The organism is Pandoraea faecigallinarum (genome assembly GCF_001029105.3).
GTDB lineage: Bacteria > Pseudomonadota > Gammaproteobacteria > Burkholderiales > Burkholderiaceae > Pandoraea > Pandoraea faecigallinarum.
Genome location: NZ_CP011807.3, coordinates 3,696,308 through 3,712,769 on the forward strand (window position 1 = coordinate 3,696,308; position 16,462 = coordinate 3,712,769).

A 16,462-nucleotide genomic window follows, 5' to 3' on the forward strand; every position below is an offset into this window, starting at 1 on the left:
GACCTCCGGTTTGCAGCACGATTGCTGCGGGTGGAATCCGGCCCCTGACCGTGCGATCGGAGACCGGGAGAAACGCAGACACGGGGTCTCCATCTCGCCACCGCAACCGTCGCCCGGCAACTGTCAACGTTGACAGTTTTCCGTCGCGAATCCGGGCGCGACACTCTGCAAACCATTCGCCCACACCGTGGAGGTTCATCATGAGCGTCAAGCGTAAGGCCCTGCTTCGCACCGATAATGCCCCGGCTCGTCAGAGCACGCGCTCCCCCACCCGCGAGGGTCGCGTTGCCCCGGATCCCGCCGACATCGATGAGACCGTCGTGGTCGCCAACCCCGCCGACTTCCCGCCCGACGCGGCCCCGTACAACCTGATCAGATCGGATACGTTGACGCAACCGCTTCTGTTCAAGGGACCGATAACGGCCGCCATGTATCCCAGGTGTCTGTTTCGCGTCTACTACGACGGCGGTCTGGACACCGCGGAACACGAGATGCAACCCGCTGATTTCGAGAACGGCTACATCTCCATGACGCTCGCGCCCGAGGTCTACGCCCGCGAAGACGGCATGCATACCTTCAAGTGGGACTGGAAGTCCGATACCGAAACCAACTTTACAGACCCTTCCGATGTCACCTTCTTCACCATCGACCGGCAGAAGCCGGGAGTGCCTATGCTGGGAGACATCGAGTTTCCCGACGATGTGCATGAGAATGGCCTGACGGATGCGCGCCTCACCGAGCTGGGCAACAAGCTTCCCGGCGAAGTGCCCAGCTATACGGACCGGATTCACGGCGACACGGCGGTGGGCATTGTGCGCAATATCGCCGGTGACGAAGAACGAACGGCGCCCTTTCAAATTCCCTACATGCAGGCGGGTGAACCGGTCGTGCTTGAATTCACGCGCGAGATGCTCGCGCGGCTTGGCGACGGGTTGCTGACTTTCACGTACATCGTGACGGACCTCGCGGGCAATGTGAGCGACGAATCCGAGCCGGTCGTCATCGACGTCTTCCTGAAGCCTGGCATTCCGGATCTCGATCCGCCGCTCGTACCGCTCTACGACGACGATGCCCCAACCCCGCCCGATATCAAGCTCATTGACGAAGTCGATGCACGCACGCCCGTCGAAGTGCACATCCCCGGGCATCCCGAACTGGCGACCGGCGACGTGTTCGTCGTATGGTGGGGAACCCGCGAGCAGCCTCCGGTCATCTTTACAGGCGACGACGCGAGTGCGCCCGTGATCCTGCAAATCAAGATTCCGTACGGCGAGGTCTCAGGCGAATGGGCAGACGCCGCCCAGGACGCGGATGGCTTCGCAACCATTCCGGTCAACTACGTCGTCTTCCGCGCCAACAAGGAAGTCGGGCGTCCGCCGGCGCCTCATAACGTGGTGGTCAATCTGAGTCAGGCTGGTGGTGTCGACCCCGATCCCGAAACTCCCGAAAACGAAGCGCTGGGATTCCCGTACGTACACCATTCCCAGTGGAACAGCGACCGGATCAATTACATCCCCGACGCATCGCTTCAGGAAGACCACGAGTTCTTTGTGCCGTGGTTCGCACGCAATCCCGACGGCACCCCGTCAGGCGACGATGCCTTCCGGGGAGGCGACGATGTCATCGTCATGTACAACGGTGAGGTATTCGATGAACGTCCCGTATCGGGGTCGGACGTAAGCGCCAAACAGGACCTGAAGTTTGTGTTGCCGTGGGAAGTGGTCAAAGCTGCGGGCAGCGGGATCAAACCGATCCAATATCTCGCAATACGGTATTTTGACGACAATCGCAGGGAAAACACGTCCGTTTCGCCGCCAGCCGACGTCGAGGTCGAGGACAGCAGCGACATTCCGGGCGGCCCAGACGGTCTGTTGCCTGCCCGCTTCGTTGCCGACATCGTACGCTGGAGCGAAGTCTCGGTAGTGGGGCACGCCCCGCTGACTGTCAAAGCTTATGAAGGGATGCGAGTGGGCGACAAGGTGCGGGTCCATGTCACCGCCGACGAATTCTTTCCGAATGATCAAACCTACGGCGATCCGTACCCAAGAGCCGAATGGGGAGGCGACCAGAACAAGCATCCGCATCCGGTGTACCCGCACGAGATCGTCGTCACAGACGACAATATCGATACCGACCTTACGTTCGGGTGGCCGCAGGAGCTCGTCCACTGGACCTATATTTACGGAATGGCGCGTATTACCTATTCCGTTACGAGGCCCGATGGCAAGCGAGCCGATGCACGTGCCGGGGCCGATCAGCGCACGGACGTGTCGCAGGCCGGGCAGCCCGAGCCCGACTCGTACGGCCTCACGGCGCCCCGGATCACATTCTCCGAAGCGAACCGGACAGGCGCCAGGAATTCGCCGCAACGGATGGCGGCGCTCAACGACTTCGCCAGCCAGTTCCGGACCAGCCGGCAGGCGCGCGCACATTTGCGCCAGCGCCGGATGCAGGCCGGAAAGGTCAAACACGCGGCTGTCGCTGCGCGCGACGACAACCTCACGCCGATTCAGGCGAAGCTCCGTGAGATTGCCATGCGCCCGATCCCAAAGACCAAACGAAACGAGTAACATCTGGTGAAACAAAGTGCGCAGTGCAACGCGGGTTATGCGTGCCTGCGCACCCCATCCACCATTCCCACAACGCCAGGGCGCCTGTCGCCCTGGCACTTTCTATGGTCAAGTTTCTGCTCGGCGGGACCGCCGGCTTCGATACGGATACGTTCGCCCTCGTTTCCCGGCACGACAGCACGCAAAGCGTGCCACTCGGCGCCGCCGCCGGCCGCTGTCTGCAGGTGCTGCTCGAAGCCGACGGCGAAATCGTCACCAAGAAAACACTGCTCGCCCAGGGCTGGGAACAGTACGGCGCCGTCGTCTCCGAGAACAACCTCAGCCAGGCCATCGTTCGCATTCGCAAAGCGCTGGTACAACTCGGAGCCGACCCCGCCGTGTTGATCACCTTGCCGCGCATTGGCTATCGCATTACAGGCGTAGAGCGCGTGTCCGCCCATAACTCCGGACAATGGACAACGCCCTCCGGCATCGTTTCCGAAACCGGAACACACGTCGAAGACGAGGAAATCACCCAAAAATCAACGCCGTCCGAGGAAATTTCTACGCGGGAAACGGAAGCCCTCGATGGGATCGACAAGGCGGCGCCGCGCAAGGCGGTGCGTCTCGATGCAGCGGTCTTTGCGTGGATCGCCGCCGCGGCGCTGAGCACCGGCATCGCGTTGTGGGTCATCCCGAAGATTCACGGCGACCTGCGCTCGAACGCCCCCGAAGTTCGATGGGAAGCGCGCGATGCCAGCCCCGGCAACCGTGTGTTCGTGCCACCCGAACTGAAACAGGTCAAGTCCTTTATCGACGAGCGGCTCGACAGGCTTGCCCGCACGCCGCCGACATCCGTCGACGACCATGCGAAGCGCCTCGTGTATCTGAACGGTTCGCAAAGCAATGAAGTGGCCAGCTACTTTCTGTGCCTTCGCCCCATCACGCAACCGGATCCCGGCTGCGTGTCGTATCTGCTGATCGATCATCTTTCGCCATGAGTTTTTCCGCCGCTTCCGCCCCCCTCCCGCGTCGATTTGTCCGGCGAATTTCGCGCCGCGCGCTGTGGCTCGGCGTGACCGCCGCCGTCGTCGTCCCCTGGCTTGCCGCTTGGCCGCTTGTGCCGGACAGGCGCATCGACTGGCAATGCCTGTCGGATATCGAATTCGACACGGTGACACCGCACGGCAAGTTCGTGCAGGTTACCGGCACGATGGCGTCGGACTACTCGCACAATGGCACGGGAACGGCGCGTTTTTCCGGCCGCATACGTCAGGTCGACACCGTGAATGTAGTCCATCGCATGGCCGAATTCGACTATGTGGCGCTCGACAGCATGGTGCGCGTGAACACCATACGTGCGAGCCGGCTTGCCACCGACGATGCGCCGGACGACCTCGTCTTCCAGTATGTCTACGGTGGTTTCCGCCCCGGGCATACCGACTATTTTCAGGCGATGCGCACTGGCGCTGGCATGAGCGTCGGCTTCAACCAGCAGCCTCGCGTGTTCTGCGCAGCGCCGCCTGGCGCTCGGGCCGCAGGCGCGCGATGAATCGGGGCAATTGTCGAACTCGCAAAAAAGCCTGACAGCGGCAAGGCTGTCAGGCCAAGGTGCACCTGCGGTGCACGAAGTGGGGCGGTCATATGCACCACACCCCTTCGGAGATTCTTAGAGCCGGTTTACGATCTCCTGAGCAGCAGTGCCAAAAAGGCGAGATGGACAAACTGCAAGCTGGTGTTGAGCAAACGCTCACAGTTCTTCCATAAGCGCCGGTTCTTCTCCAGCCAGGCGAAACTGCGCTCGACGACCCAACGCTGCGGCAGGACCTTGAAAGTATGCAGTTCGCTGCGTTTGGCGATCTGCACCGTGACCCGCTCGCCCAAGATCTCGCGCACGCCCTGCGCGAAGGGTTCGCCCACGTAACCGCCATCGACCAGCACACTTTGCACCTGTCCCAAGCGAGGCTTGCCGTGCTCGAACGCCAGCAACGCTCCTTTGCGATCGTTCACCTCGGCAGTGGTTACCGCCACGGCGTGCGGTAAGCCCTGCGTGTCTACGGCAATATGACGCTTGATGCCCGACACCTTCTTGCCCGCGTCATAACCCTTATGCGCTGCCGTGTCAGTGTTCTTCACGCTCTGCGCGTCCACGATCAAGAACGTCGTGCTGGCGCTGCGTCCCTGTCTTGTGCGCGCCGCGCCAACCTGATTTTTTGAGTGCCTGCTCCAGCACGCTCACGCCGTGCTGGTCAGGCTGACTCCATTTGCTGAAATACGCGTAGACGGTTTGCCACTTGGGAAACTCGCTGGGCAAGAAGCGCCATTGGCAACCGGTACGCAACAGATACAGCACCGCGCAAAACACCTCGTACAAGTCCACCGTCGTGGGCTTCGTGCGCCGGCGCACGCTGCGCAACAGCGGCTCGATCTCCGAGAACTTCTCTCGGCTTATGTCACTCGCGTATTTCTTTCTCGTCATCCTCGAATTATCAGGGATGACCAGAAGATCGCAAACACGTTCTTAGAAGCGGTAGCGCACCCCCACATTGACGCCCCACGGTTTATCCAGCCGCTTGCCGAGCGAATAGCTCGCGTCGGCGTAGGCCTGGAGATTCTTCGTCATCTGCGCGGCCAGACCCGCACCGACTTCGACGCGCGTGCCCGAGATATCCTGCTGCAATTCGATGCCGTTCACGCGCACCGAGTTGCTGCGCACGAACTCTTGGGTGAGCGCGAGCTTGCCGTAAGGCTGGAACGTGCCTTTCGCGGTCTCGAACGTCTTGCCGAAATGCATGCCGATTGTGCCCAGCAGCGACTTCGTGCTGCTCGTCTTGGCATGCATGCCGTTATCCAGCGTGAAATCCGAGCCGTTGGCCCACATGCCCGTCACTTGCCCGAACGGTTCGATGAACCAGCGGTTGCCGAACTCGATCTTGCGGCCGACTTCCGCCGAGAGACCCACGCCATGATTGACGAAGTCGCCCTTGCTGCGCATGCCGTCGCTCATGCGCACATCCAGTTCCGAGCCAAAGCGGTTGTACTTGAGCACACCGTCGAAGTAGTAGCCGTTGTTGCCTAGCCAGGTCGCGTAAGCGCCCACCGTGTGGCTGTCGATCGTGCCACGCGAACCGTTATTGAATTTCAACTGGCTCGTGCTGGTACCGAACATGCCGCCGACGAGCCAGCGGCCCGCATCGTTTTGCGCAACGACCCTGTCGCTACCGCCGACCACCCCCCATTGATTCTGGTTGTAGCCGGAACCCGCCGAAGGACGCGCGTTGTACTTGCCGCCGAATACGCGCGCCCAGGTACCCCCTTTCTCGCCGTCGCCCAGACGCACTTCGCCCAGTCGCGTGCGCAGCACCGTGTGCTCGCCGAGCCACGCCGTCGGCAGCGCGCTGTGCACGTTCACCACCGCGTCGGTACCCGGCGTAATCTCTTCGGTTTTCTCCAGATACCACGATTGCTCGCCCCCGGCCTCGCCGCTGGACTTCAGTTCGTAGGAATACACACCAGCATCGACCTTGCCGCCCACGAGCGAGAACTTGCCGTCGCCACCGCCCTGCTCGACCAGAAGCTGCGTCTGGACGCCGCCTTCCGTCCCCGTATTCCTGACGTGCAACTGGTGCTCGCCGGTGGCGTTCTCCACGTCGAGCAGGTCGGCGCCGCCCAGTTGCAGATCGGCTTGCATCTGGAAGGTGCCGTTGCCGGACAGGTCAGCGACGTCGAGCGTATGGAACGTGCCGTCGGCCGCCGTGCCGTGAATGTCGATCAGGCCGCCGTCCATCGTGATCCGGGCCATTTCCTGGTCGGCCGTCAGGGCCCATTTGCCGTTCGAATTGACCGCCAGCGAATCGACGTTGATCAGCTTGCCGGTGATCGATCCGTAATTTTGCAGCGTCAGATCCATCGTCGCACTGCCATCGCTCACGATGTCGCCGGTGAGCTGGGAATTGTCAACGGTCACGGTCGAATCGACGCCCTTACTGAGTTCGATCAGCACGCCGTCGCTGCCGGTGATTGTCGTGCCGTTCGCAATCATGAGCGACACCCTCTTGCCCTCGACATGCGCCGCGTCGGCCTCGATCAGAATCCCCGCGCCGTTCCTGCCTACGATATGTGTGCCGTTCAGCACAGCGAAGGATTCGTCGCCTAGCGAACCACTCGACAACCAAAGTCCCTTGTCGCCGGTGATCGATCCGCCATTGACGAAAAGCTGGGCGTCGCGAACGTAGGCCCCGATATTGTGTCCGCCGAGGAACCCTTCGTTGGCGGTGACGTGCGAATCGTTGAGCACAAGCGTCGCCTCTCTGCCCATATGAACGCCAGACCCTTTACCGCTGATCGTGCTGTTTGTGACCGTTGCGGTGGAAGGCTTTGCGCTCCCCGCGGCCTGTCCCAGCCATAGACCACTTCCGTTGTGACTCGTGACACTGGAGTTGGTAATCGTCGCGGACGCACTTTCGAGCATTACGCCGCTGTTCGCCCCGACAGTGCTGACGACCTGCGCGCCGTCCAGGATCAGGCGGCTGTCCGCGCCGACATGGATCGAGTTGGTTGCCGTGCCCGGTTTGACGGTCAACTGACTGCCATTGACCACGCTCCAGACTTCGTCCGGATTGCCGGGGGCATCGAGCTCGTGCTCTCCCCCGTCGTCAATCCTTGCGGCGTGGGCGGTCGCACTCAGGCAGGCGAGAAGAATCGCAACGGCTCCTGCGATTCGGCTCGGGAAAGGCGTTGCGGCGATGCGCCGCAGATTTGTCGTACGCATAATGGTCGTTTCCAAAAAGAAATCAAAAACGACGCGAAGCGTACTAAAAATCGCTCAAAAACCTCCAATGAAATGGAGAAAAACATCAATATTCACGATAATTCATCGATATTCCACCATATTCACCAAAACACACCCACCCCCTTTGAGGGTCCTGAATCGGCTCAGAACGTGTAGCGAACGCCCAGTTGCACGCCCCACGGCTGGTTGATATGACGTCCCACGCTCGACTCGACTTCCGAGTAGATCTGGAGATTGCGGCGCACCTGACCCGTCACCCCCGCACCGAACTCGAAGCGGGTGCCGGACAGATCGTTGTTAAAGGAGATCGCGTTGACGGTGACCCGATTGCTGGAAATGAATTCCTGCACCAGGGCGAGCTTGAGGTAAGGTTGAATGACACCACCGCCGCTCAATGACACGGTCTTGCCGAACGCCGCGCCGACTCGCGCCTGCACCGATCCCGTATGGTCGGTGTTCGACGCCATGCCGTTGGTCAGGGTGAAGTCGTCGCCGCCCACGCGAAGCAGCGCCAGATGCACGTATGGCTCGACGAACCAGTCGTTCGCGAATCTCATGTGGCGGCCAAACTCGAACGTAATGCCGAAACTGTTTTCACCAAAGCTGCCATGCGCGCCTTCGCCGTCGCTCATGATGACATTGGCGTCGTTCTGAAAGTGGTTGTAGCGCGCCACCGTCTCGAAGTAGTACCCCGTCGGCCCGAGCCATGTGCCATACAGACCAGCCGTATAGCTGTTCACGCCGCCGGTCGAACCGCCATCGAAAGACAGCTTGCTGTGGCTGGTGCCGAGCAATGCCCCCACGAGCCAAGTCCCGCCCCAAGCCTTGCCGACAACAGCGTCGGCACCGCCCATCACGCCATATTGCGTCTGGCGATAATCCACGCCGGAGACCGGTGTCGCATGAAACTGCTTGCCGAACGTGCGGACCCACACGCCGCTGTTGCTCTGATCCGCGATACGCACATCGCCGAGACGGCTTCGCAGGATAGCCTGTTCGCCGTACCAGACCGTGGGCGCCACGCCCGAGATACCGATGACGGTCTGGGCGCCCGGGGTCAGATCCGGACCGCCCGGATCGCCGGGATCGTGCGGATCGGTCGCGAGCACCCAGTTGTTGCCGTCCTGGCGCAGGTCATAGCTGTAGACGCCCGCGTCGACCTTGCCGCCGACCAGCGAAAAGGCCGCACCGCCCCCGCCAGTCGTGACCACCGTCAGCGGCGTCAGATCGGTGGGCTCCGCCCCGCTATTGCGAACATGCAGTTGATATGCGCCTGTGGCGTTGCCCGTGACCGCCAGCAGGTCGCCGGTGTGCGCAGCGATGTTCGTGCCCATCCGGAAATCGCCATTGCCGGACAGAGAGCCGAGCGTCAGCGTGTGAAACGCGCCAGTGCCGGCGGCCGTGCCGGAGATATCGATGGTGCCGGCATTCATTGTGACGGTAGGCACCGAATTGTTGCCGGTGAGCATCCATTGCGATCCTGAATTCACCGCAAGCGAGGTCAGGTTCGTCAGCGATCCAGTCAACGACGTGTTGTTCTGCAAGGTGAGGTTGACAACCGCGGTGCCATCGCCGGTCACATTGCCGGTGAGCGGCGTATTGTCGATCGTGATCGCCGACGTGATCGGGCCGACGGCGCTGATGAGGTTGCCGTCCGACCCCGAGATCCTGGTTCCGCCGTCGATCAGCAGCGTTGCGGAGCGGTTCCCGGTTTGGCCAGGCGACGGTTGAATCAGGATCCCGGCCCCGTTCGTGCCGACGATATTGGCGCCGGAGAGGGTCGTCGACGACGATGATCCGCCGGCCCCCGTAGTGACCCAGACGCCGTTCCGGCCTGTCGACGATCCGCCATTCATGATCACGGTGGAATCGAAATTCGCCACCCCGGCGTTGAACTGCCCACCGCCGACCAGACCGGTGCCTGTGCTCATCGTGCTGTTGTTCAAGGTGAGCGTGCCCTTCCAACTGACCTGCGCGGCAATGGCGAAACCGGAAATCGTGCTGCCGGTGACGGTGGCGTTTGGTGCAATCGCATTCGTGCCTAGCGTTCCGAGCGCCAATCCCGCGCCAGCCGCGCTGGTGATCGTCGAATTCGTGATGACACCGGAGGTATTCAGAAGCTGCACGCCAGGGTTGTTCCCGGTAGCGCCGACCGTCGCGCCATTGAGCGTTAGCGTGCTGCCCGTATCGACCACGATGGCGTTGGTCGCCGCGCCCGGCTCTACCGTGAGCGACCCGTTGTTGTGGACCTGCCATGGTTCGTTCGGGTCGCCCGGCGCCGTCACTGTCTGCGAAACGCCATCGACGATGCCAGCATGCGCCTGAGCCGCCAGACAGGCCAGCACCACGCCGACGGCCAGGGAGATCTGATGACGCGGCGGCGTCGGGGACTTTGACGTTTTCATACGGTTCTCCTATGCAAAGGCATGACAAACCGATCGATACGACAAGACCGGCGGACGCCCCCACCAAGCGATCCGCCGTAAACCAGGCCCCCGGGATCACGGACTGTCACGCCGCTTGTTGTGTGCAGGGAAAACCCTATGCAATCATGGAGTTGCGGCGTCTTTATTGATTGAAAGTTAGGTTCCGATGCACGAAACCGCACCTGTCAACGTTGACAGGTGTCATCGCGGGGCTTTCGTGCAATGCTCGGGGCGCGGCCATCCGGGCGCCTATGGCGTGCGGGTACGGCGCAGGGTGGAAGAACTGTCCTAGTGCGATGCGCCGGGCGTTGGGGAAGACAGCGATGCCGGCGATGGCCTTGGCGATTGTGGCGTTTGCGACGATTGCGACGATTGCGTCTGCCCCGCAAGATTGGGCACGAACGACGGCATGGCCGACAGCGTGGCCAGGATCGTGTCGGCCAGTTCGACCGGATCGAGCGCGCTCACGTCGCTTTCCGTCTGCAACGGCGTCGACCGGCAACGCGGTGTGAGGCGAAGATACGGTGGCTCCGCCGCCGCGAACAGGGTGACGCTCGGGGCGCGCGTGGTGTGCGCCACGTGCATGAGCCCACCGTCCGCCCCAACGAACAGCGACGCGTTGGCAATCACGCGCTTGGCGTCGCGCAACGTCAGTTCCCCGACGAACGACACCAGCTCCAGGTGCTCGAAGGTCGCTTCCATGAGCACGCTGGCCGCGTCCGCACCGTTGCCCGAACCCAACAGGACAATGCCCGTGGGCAGGTCCGGGGTCCACGCCGCGTCGTAGGCGTCCAGGCACGCCCGCCAGTGCGCATACGTGCGTCGCGGCTCGACACCGCCCATCGCCAGCACGATGAACGGTCCCGGCGGCAACCGGTTCACGACCGCTTCCGGCAAGTCCGTCTCTTCGCGCAGATAAGGCTTCGCGCGCGCGAAGAGTTCGTCCGCCGCGAGTTGCAGACCGAACACATCGTTGACGGCGGCCAGACTGAACTGTGTCTGATTACGGTCCGGGCCGTGGAAGAAACGGAACAGGCACGCGAACGGCAGCGTCGCGAAAAAGCGGCGTTTGATGCGCAGCGTCGGATAGTTGAATTCCTGGAGGACGACGACGTCGTAGTCGGCCGGATTCACGGCTGCCGGATCGTCGAAGATCTTGCGAAAGATGTCGTCGCCCTCGAACACGGCCTTGAGGTTCGGCCCAACGAGCAAATCGATGTGACCTTCGCGATCGCGCAGCAACGCGCGACCGGACATGTCCATCACGGCATCGCCGACCGACGCCTTCCCGCCATAGATCCACAGGACGCGCGCGCCCGGCGCGACATGACGCACCTCGCGGCGTGCCTGTCCGCTAAGCGCGAGACGCACGCGTCGATGGAGGTACTTCTTGGCGACGGAAAGCCGGGACGTGCGCTGCAAGAAGACGTCGGGCTCGTGATACACCCACTCGTAAGGTATGCGGGTGCACGGATCGATAAGGCTGGCGAAGCGGCGCTGCGGCTGTGACATGGTCGGATCGAGGGCAGGTCGGCCGCAACGCGGCCCCCGTCCGGCATATCGGACCGACGGGGCACGCGGGGCGGCGTTCGAAGTTCGGGAGTATGCCACGGGTGCCGGCCCGGGACGGTCGCCCACCTCGCCTTCTCGCGCCGCCTGCGCACGTGTCACACGACCTGGAAGTGGTGCGTGCCGTCGCGCCGCAGTTGCTCGACGAGGCCGAACTCCCAGTCGAGATACGCCTGCATGGCGGCCGCCGCATTGCCGGTGCCTTCGTACGGACGGCGATAGCGATCGTCGCGCGCGCTGGCCAGATGCGTCTCGCCCGAGGCCAGCGGCAGCCCGGTATGGATCCACGCCTGCGTACCGCCTTCGAGCACGACGATCTCGGCATCGGTCAGACGCCGCAGGTCGGCGGCCGCGAAACGCGCCAGCAGGCTGGAACCGCACGTCAGCACATAACGCTGCACGGGACCGATCTTGCGCAAGGCCTCTGCGAGCCGGGCGCGAATCACGAACCACGCGCCCGGAATGTGCCGTTTGACGTAGTTGACGCCCGACGTGAAATCCAGCACGGCAAGCTGGCCCGGCGCTGCTTCGTCGAGCCAGCGCGCGAGCAGGGCCGGGGTGACGGTGGCCACGTCCGGCGCGCTAGGCGTGTGAAGCGGCCAGCCGCCCTGCGCGCTGCGTGCGTCGGCGCCATGCGGCTCGACGACGTAGACCGTCCAGCCCATCTGCGCGAGCCACGAACCGGTCATGTCGGCGCGCACGCCGTCGTCATCCGTCAGCACGATCCATGCGCCGCGCACCGGGGCGTGATGATCCGTTTCCTGCACGAGTTGTCCGCCGGGGGCACTCGCGAAATCCGGCAGATGCCCGGCCGCGTATTCTTCCGGCGTACGCACATCGAAGCGATAGACGGTGCGCCCCGGCACGTTCAGCGAAGGCACCGCTTCCAACGCAATGCGGCGCACGCCCGCACGATCCGCAACGGCCCGGGCGCCTTCGCGCGCCACGGCCAGCGTGGCCTCGCGCACCGTCGCCGGGTGACGGCGATGGGCGCCATGTTCGAGCGTCTGACCGGCGAGGGTCCAGCCGATGGTACCGTTGCGAAGCGCGGCCACCGGATTCGGCAGACCGGCGTTCACGAGCGATTGCGTGCCGATGATGCTGCGCGTGCGGCCGGCGCAATTGACGATCACACGCGTGGCCGGATCCGGGGCGAGTTCGCGAATGCGCAACACCAGCTCGGCGCCGGGCATGCTCGTCGAACCGGGAATGTTCATGGTCTGGTATTCGTCGAAACGGCGTGCATCGACGACGACCACGTCGGCTTCCGAATCGAGCAGCGCCTGCACCTCCTGCGCGCTGAGCGAGGGCGTATGCCGCAGCCCTTCGACCCATTCGCCGAAGGCTTTGCTCGGCACGTTCACGTCGCGAAACACCTCGCCACCGGCAGCGATCCAGCCGTCCAGCCCGCCGGCGAGCAGATTGACGCCGGTGTAGCCGAGTCTGCGCAGCACGGCCGCCGCACGCGGCGCAAGATCTTCGCCGTCATGTGCGCCGTAGAGGACGATGCGCGTGTCGCGGCGCGGAATGCGCGCCCACGCGTCGATTTCCACGCGGGACAACGGCAGGTTCGCGGCCCACAGGGGGTGCGCCTGCGCATAGGGATCTTCTTCGCGCACGTCGAGCAGCGCGATTTCCTCACGGGCGAGCAGCGCGGCACGCACGTCGGCGTAAGTCAGTTCGGGGAAAGTGGCGTCTGCGGCCTGCGACGGCACGTCGGTCGATTGAACGGACACGGTCATTCCTTGAATTCGTCAGAAGTTGATGCGGAGCTGCCTGTCGATGGTCGGTCCATCGCCGAATTATGGCTTGCCGTCAGGGGGCGCAGCCTTGCGCCAAGGATTCGGCAACTGCGCGTTGGCATAGCCGGACACGAAGCCCTTGCGCTCGCCCGTCTCGGTGAAGACGCTGCGATGCACCACGCCGATGTTCGCGCCATACACGTGGATGCTGACCGACACCCGGTCGTCGTACGCGTTGCTGACGCGGTGAATGTCGCCCAGACGCGGCGACAGCACCTCCACGTCGCCCGGCGAGAGCCGGACCGGCTCGCCGGCCACGACGGGAATGCCGTTCGCATCGAGCACATACGGCTGGGAATTCTCTGCGCCGCGCAACATGCCGATCAGCCCCCACACCGTGTGGTCGTGAATCGGTGTGCGCTGTCCGGGGCCCCAGACGAAGCTCACGATGGAGAAGCGCTGTGCCGAGTCGCAGTGCAGCAGGAATTGCTGGTAATGATCGGGATGCGGCGCGGCGAAGGCATCCGGCAGCCAGTCATCGCGGGCAACGAGCCGGGCGAGCAGCCCCGCGCCCTCTTCGAGCAACGTCGTCTCGTGCGGACGACGTTCCAACAGGCGCGAGAAGGCCGCGACGAAGTTGCGCAACGGGTCGAGCGGGTCGAGCGGGTCGAGCGCGTTGTATTCATGTGCTGGCAAATCGCGCGACAAGGCGATGCCATCCAACACTTCGGTAGTACCTGTCATGCAGATTCCCGGAAAGCAGCGAGCGCCTGCCGGCCGGCAGCGCCCAGAATGGTGTCGTTTTGCGGCGTGTGGATACGGCTGCACAGCACGTCGCGATGATAGCGCTCGAGCGGGTTGTTGCGCGACAGCCCGTGGTTGCCCGAGAGCTGCAAGGCCAGTTCCAGCACACGGATCGCGTTGCCCGTCACCGTGAACTTTAGCGCACCGCTGGCGATGTCGTCATCGGGTTCTCCCGTATCGGCCGCCTGTGCTGCCGCGTCGAGCAGGCGCCGATTGACATGCAGCAGCGCGGCGATCTCGCCAACGGCCTCCTGAACGCGAGGCAAGGTCGCGAGCGGTGCGCCGAGATTGCCGGGCACACGCGTGTTGAGAAAGGTGACGAGCCAATCGACACCGGCGCGCGCCACGGCGTCGTACAGCGTGCCGAGCAACACGCTCATCCACGCCTGTTGCTCGACGTGAGCGTCGTTGTCGCGTTGGCCGATACCGGCGCTCGCCCATTCGCCCGGCAGCCGGATATCCACCGCATTGCCGAACGGCAAATCGATGTCTTCGAGCACCACCTCGTGACTGCCGGAGGCGCGCAGGCCGAGGTGATCCCAATTCGGGACGACGCGAATCCCCGGTCGATCTGGCGACGCTTCGGGTCCGGCCGGACGCGGCACGAGAAACACCCCGACGCGCGGCTCCGCTTCGTCGGTGCGTGCCCAGACCGACAGCCAGCGCAACGCCGGAATGCCCGTGCAATAGAGTTTGCGGCCGGACAAACGCCAGCCGGTTTCCGTGCGGCGCGCCATCGTCGATGGCAAACCGCCACGCGCAGGCGTGCCGAGATCCGGTTCGACACGCAGCGCATTGATGAGCGCGCCGTCGCGCACCGCGCTCTCGAACACCATGCGGCGTTGCGCCTCGGGCCAGCGTGTACCGGCACGCGCGAGCGAGCGGTGCTGGAGATACGTCATGGTCAGCACGAGCGCCGTGGCCGACTCGCCCGCGGCGATGGCGCCGACGATGCGGCGCGCCGTTGCCAACCCGCCGCCACCGCCGCCCGCAGCGCGCGGCACGACCTCGGCGATCAGGCCGTGACGATGCAGGAGCGAGAAGTTATCGAACGGAAAGCGCGCATCTCGGTCGAGCGACGCGGCGCCTTCGGCCAATGCGCGTGTGATGGGCGGCAGCAGTGCGTCCAGTTGCGCCAGACGTGCCGGGCCGTCGGCACGCGGCAGGGGCAGCACCGCCCCGGAAGGTGCGAGACCGGAAGAAGACATGATTTTGGAATAAGCAAATACGCGTTCGACGCAGGACGCGCCGATCTACGCAATGCCCATAGCGTAAGGCCCGGCACAGTCCGCCCCAACCATCCATATCGAATAATCTTTGCGGAAATGATTATTTAACGGCCGAAGATTGTTTGCGTAGGCTCACACCCATTCACCGTCTGTTCCGATCGATGGGCGTGTAGCGCAAACCGACCCACGTCGCCGTGCACGCGCCCCTGAGTCCACATAAGGAGAGCGTCATGAGCGTCGAGATCATCGGCATGATTCAAAGCAGTAAGCAGTCCGAAATTCATCCGAAGCAAGGCCCCGCTGTCGACCGCGATTACGTGCGCAACTTTGCGCGCGCCCACGAGCAATCGGGCTTCGACCGGATTCTCGTGCCGCACCACTCGACCAGCCCATCGGCCACACTCACGATTGCGTACGCGTCGACCGTGACCGAGAACATCCATTTCATGCTCGCGCACCGCCCCGGCTTCGTCGCGCCGACGCTCGCCGCACGCCAGATCGCCACGCTCGACCAGTTCAGCGGCGGACGCCTCGGCGTGCACTTCATCTCCGGCGGCTCCGACGAAGAACAACAGCGCGACGGCGACTTCCTGCTGCATGACGAACGCTATGCGCGCACCGACGAGTATCTGGGCATCCTGCGCCGCATCTGGACGGAAGACACGCCGTTCGATCACGACGGCAAGTACTACCGCTTCAAGCAGGGCTTCTCGGAAGTCAAGCCGGTGCAGCAGCCGCACGTGCCGATCTTCTTCGGCGGGGCGTCGGAAGCGGCGCTCGAAGTTGCGGCCAAACATGCCGACATCTATGCGCTGTGGGGCGAATCGCTCGATCAGGTGCGGGACATCACCACGCGCGTACGCGCCGCCGCCGCGGTGTACGGCCGCGTGCCGCGCTTCTCGGTGTCGTTCCGGCCGGTGCTGGCCGAGACCGAGGCCAAGGCGTGGGAGCGCGCCGAGAAGATTCTTGCGCAGGCCAAAGCCATTCGCGAAGCCGCCGGTCTGCCGCAGGGCTCGGCGCTGCAAAGCGAAGGCGCGCGACGCCTGCTCGCCGCCGCCGACAAGGGCGCGCGCCTGGACAAGGTGCTGTGGACCGAGATCGCCAAGCTCATCGGCGGGCGTTCGAACTCGACCGCGCTCGTGGGCACGCCGGAGCAAGTCGCCGACGCCCTGCTCGACTACTACGACCTCGGCGTGACGACATTCCTCATTCGCGGCTTCGACCCACTGGGCGATGTCATCGACTATGGCCGCGAACTCATCCCCCGCCTGCGCACGCTCGTGGCCGAACGCGACCGGCAGAACGACGCCACGCGTCGCGCGGCCTGATGCCCTTTTGACGCATAGGAGAA

Annotated in this window: 12 protein-coding genes; 5 read left to right on the forward strand and 7 right to left on the reverse strand. The window is 63.7% G+C overall.

Going from position 1 to position 16,462, the window contains the following annotated elements; all coding sequences use genetic code 11:
• The first annotated feature begins 50 nt into the window (after positions 1-50).
• The 3 genes from AB870_RS16155 to AB870_RS16165 all read left to right on the forward strand — a co-directional run bounded on the left by AB870_RS16155 (position 51) and on the right by AB870_RS16165 (position 4,101).
• Positions 51-2,570 (forward strand): hypothetical protein, encoded by a 2,520-nt coding sequence (locus AB870_RS16155; RefSeq protein ID WP_157112359.1) that lies wholly within the window; start codon positions 51-53, stop codon positions 2,568-2,570.
• Between the two features lie 104 nt (positions 2,571-2,674).
• Positions 2,675-3,550, forward strand: a complete 876-nt coding sequence (locus AB870_RS16160; RefSeq protein ID WP_047905503.1) for a winged helix-turn-helix domain-containing protein — start codon at positions 2,675-2,677, stop codon at positions 3,548-3,550.
• Positions 3,547-4,101, forward strand: a complete 555-nt coding sequence (locus AB870_RS16165) for a hypothetical protein (RefSeq protein ID WP_047905504.1) — start codon at positions 3,547-3,549, stop codon at positions 4,099-4,101. The genes AB870_RS16160 and AB870_RS16165 overlap by 4 nt, the downstream gene beginning before the upstream one ends.
• 128 nt (positions 4,102-4,229) lie before the next feature.
• On the opposite strand, the gene AB870_RS25710 is transcribed toward AB870_RS16165, so the two are convergent.
• Both AB870_RS25710 and AB870_RS16180 read right to left on the reverse strand, forming a co-directional pair.
• Positions 4,230-5,028 (reverse strand): IS5 family transposase gene (locus AB870_RS25710; protein WP_418303969.1). Its coding sequence is split into 2 segments (ribosomal slippage): positions 4,230-4,758 and positions 4,757-5,028, totalling 801 coding nucleotides; the frame shifts between segments, so codons are not numbered across the junction.
• A gap of 42 nt (positions 5,029-5,070) precedes the next feature.
• Entirely contained in the window at positions 5,071-7,020 is a 1,950-nt protein-coding gene (locus tag AB870_RS16180) for an autotransporter outer membrane beta-barrel domain-containing protein (protein ID WP_237170138.1), read from the reverse strand.
• On the opposite strand from AB870_RS16180, the gene AB870_RS27150 reads away from it, so the two are divergent.
• Positions 6,970-7,497: a hypothetical protein gene (locus tag AB870_RS27150; protein WP_237170164.1), complete on the forward strand. Its 528-nt coding sequence runs from the start codon at positions 6,970-6,972 to the stop codon at positions 7,495-7,497. The two genes, AB870_RS16180 and AB870_RS27150, sit on opposite strands and share 51 nt — an antisense overlap.
• On the opposite strand, the gene AB870_RS16185 is transcribed toward AB870_RS27150, so the two are convergent.
• The 5 genes from AB870_RS16185 to AB870_RS16205 form a co-directional block, all read right to left on the reverse strand.
• Complete coding sequence (locus AB870_RS16185; protein ID WP_053059410.1) at positions 7,485-9,746, reverse strand: autotransporter outer membrane beta-barrel domain-containing protein; 2,262 nt, start codon at positions 9,744-9,746, stop codon at positions 7,485-7,487. The genes AB870_RS27150 and AB870_RS16185 overlap by 13 nt on opposite strands.
• Positions 9,747-10,055: 309 nt before the next feature.
• On the reverse strand, positions 10,056-11,279 hold the full coding sequence (locus tag AB870_RS16190) for a glycosyltransferase family 9 protein (RefSeq protein WP_053059411.1): 1,224 nt from the start codon (positions 11,277-11,279) through the stop codon (positions 10,056-10,058).
• A gap of 155 nt (positions 11,280-11,434) precedes the next feature.
• Positions 11,435-13,078, reverse strand: a complete 1,644-nt coding sequence (locus AB870_RS16195) for a rhodanese-related sulfurtransferase (protein WP_047905506.1) — start codon at positions 13,076-13,078, stop codon at positions 11,435-11,437.
• Positions 13,079-13,138: 60 nt separating this feature from the next.
• Positions 13,139-13,822 (reverse strand): cysteine dioxygenase family protein, encoded by a 684-nt coding sequence (locus AB870_RS16200; protein WP_084663773.1) that lies wholly within the window; start codon positions 13,820-13,822, stop codon positions 13,139-13,141.
• The gene (locus AB870_RS16205; protein WP_047905507.1) at positions 13,819-15,090 is read right to left on the reverse strand and encodes an acyl-CoA dehydrogenase family protein; all 1,272 of its coding nucleotides are present in this window, start codon (positions 15,088-15,090) and stop codon (positions 13,819-13,821) included. Before AB870_RS16205 ends, AB870_RS16200 begins: the two co-directional genes overlap by 4 nt.
• Before the next feature lie 251 nt (positions 15,091-15,341).
• Here AB870_RS16205 and AB870_RS16210 point away from each other — a divergent pair, with 251 nt between their 5' ends.
• Positions 15,342-16,439, forward strand: a complete 1,098-nt coding sequence (locus tag AB870_RS16210; protein ID WP_047905508.1) for an LLM class flavin-dependent oxidoreductase — start codon at positions 15,342-15,344, stop codon at positions 16,437-16,439.
• Positions 16,440-16,462 lie beyond the last annotated feature (23 nt).

What these genes read in the sequence shown, in the direction of transcription:
- AB870_RS16180 (WP_237170138.1), bottom strand. Translation starts at nt 7,020, where the DNA reads ATGCTCGAAAGTGCGTCCGCGACGATTACCAACTCCAGTGTCACGAGT.
- AB870_RS16185 (WP_053059410.1), bottom strand. Translation starts at nt 9,746, where the DNA reads ATGAAAACGTCAAAGTCCCCGACGCCGCCGCGTCATCAGATCTCCCTG.
- AB870_RS16210 (WP_047905508.1), top strand. Translation starts at nt 15,342, where the DNA reads ATGAGCGTCGAGATCATCGGCATGATTCAAAGCAGTAAGCAGTCCGAA.
- AB870_RS16190 (WP_053059411.1), bottom strand. Translation starts at nt 11,279, where the DNA reads ATGTCACAGCCGCAGCGCCGCTTCGCCAGCCTTATCGATCCGTGCACC.
- AB870_RS16200 (WP_084663773.1), bottom strand. Translation starts at nt 13,822, where the DNA reads ATGACAGGTACTACCGAAGTGTTGGATGGCATCGCCTTGTCGCGCGAT.
- AB870_RS16160 (WP_047905503.1), top strand. Translation starts at nt 2,675, where the DNA reads ATGGTCAAGTTTCTGCTCGGCGGGACCGCCGGCTTCGATACGGATACG.
- AB870_RS16165 (WP_047905504.1), top strand. Translation starts at nt 3,547, where the DNA reads ATGAGTTTTTCCGCCGCTTCCGCCCCCCTCCCGCGTCGATTTGTCCGG.
- AB870_RS16205 (WP_047905507.1), bottom strand. Translation starts at nt 15,090, where the DNA reads ATGTCTTCTTCCGGTCTCGCACCTTCCGGGGCGGTGCTGCCCCTGCCG.
- AB870_RS16195 (WP_047905506.1), bottom strand. Translation starts at nt 13,078, where the DNA reads ATGACCGTGTCCGTTCAATCGACCGACGTGCCGTCGCAGGCCGCAGAC.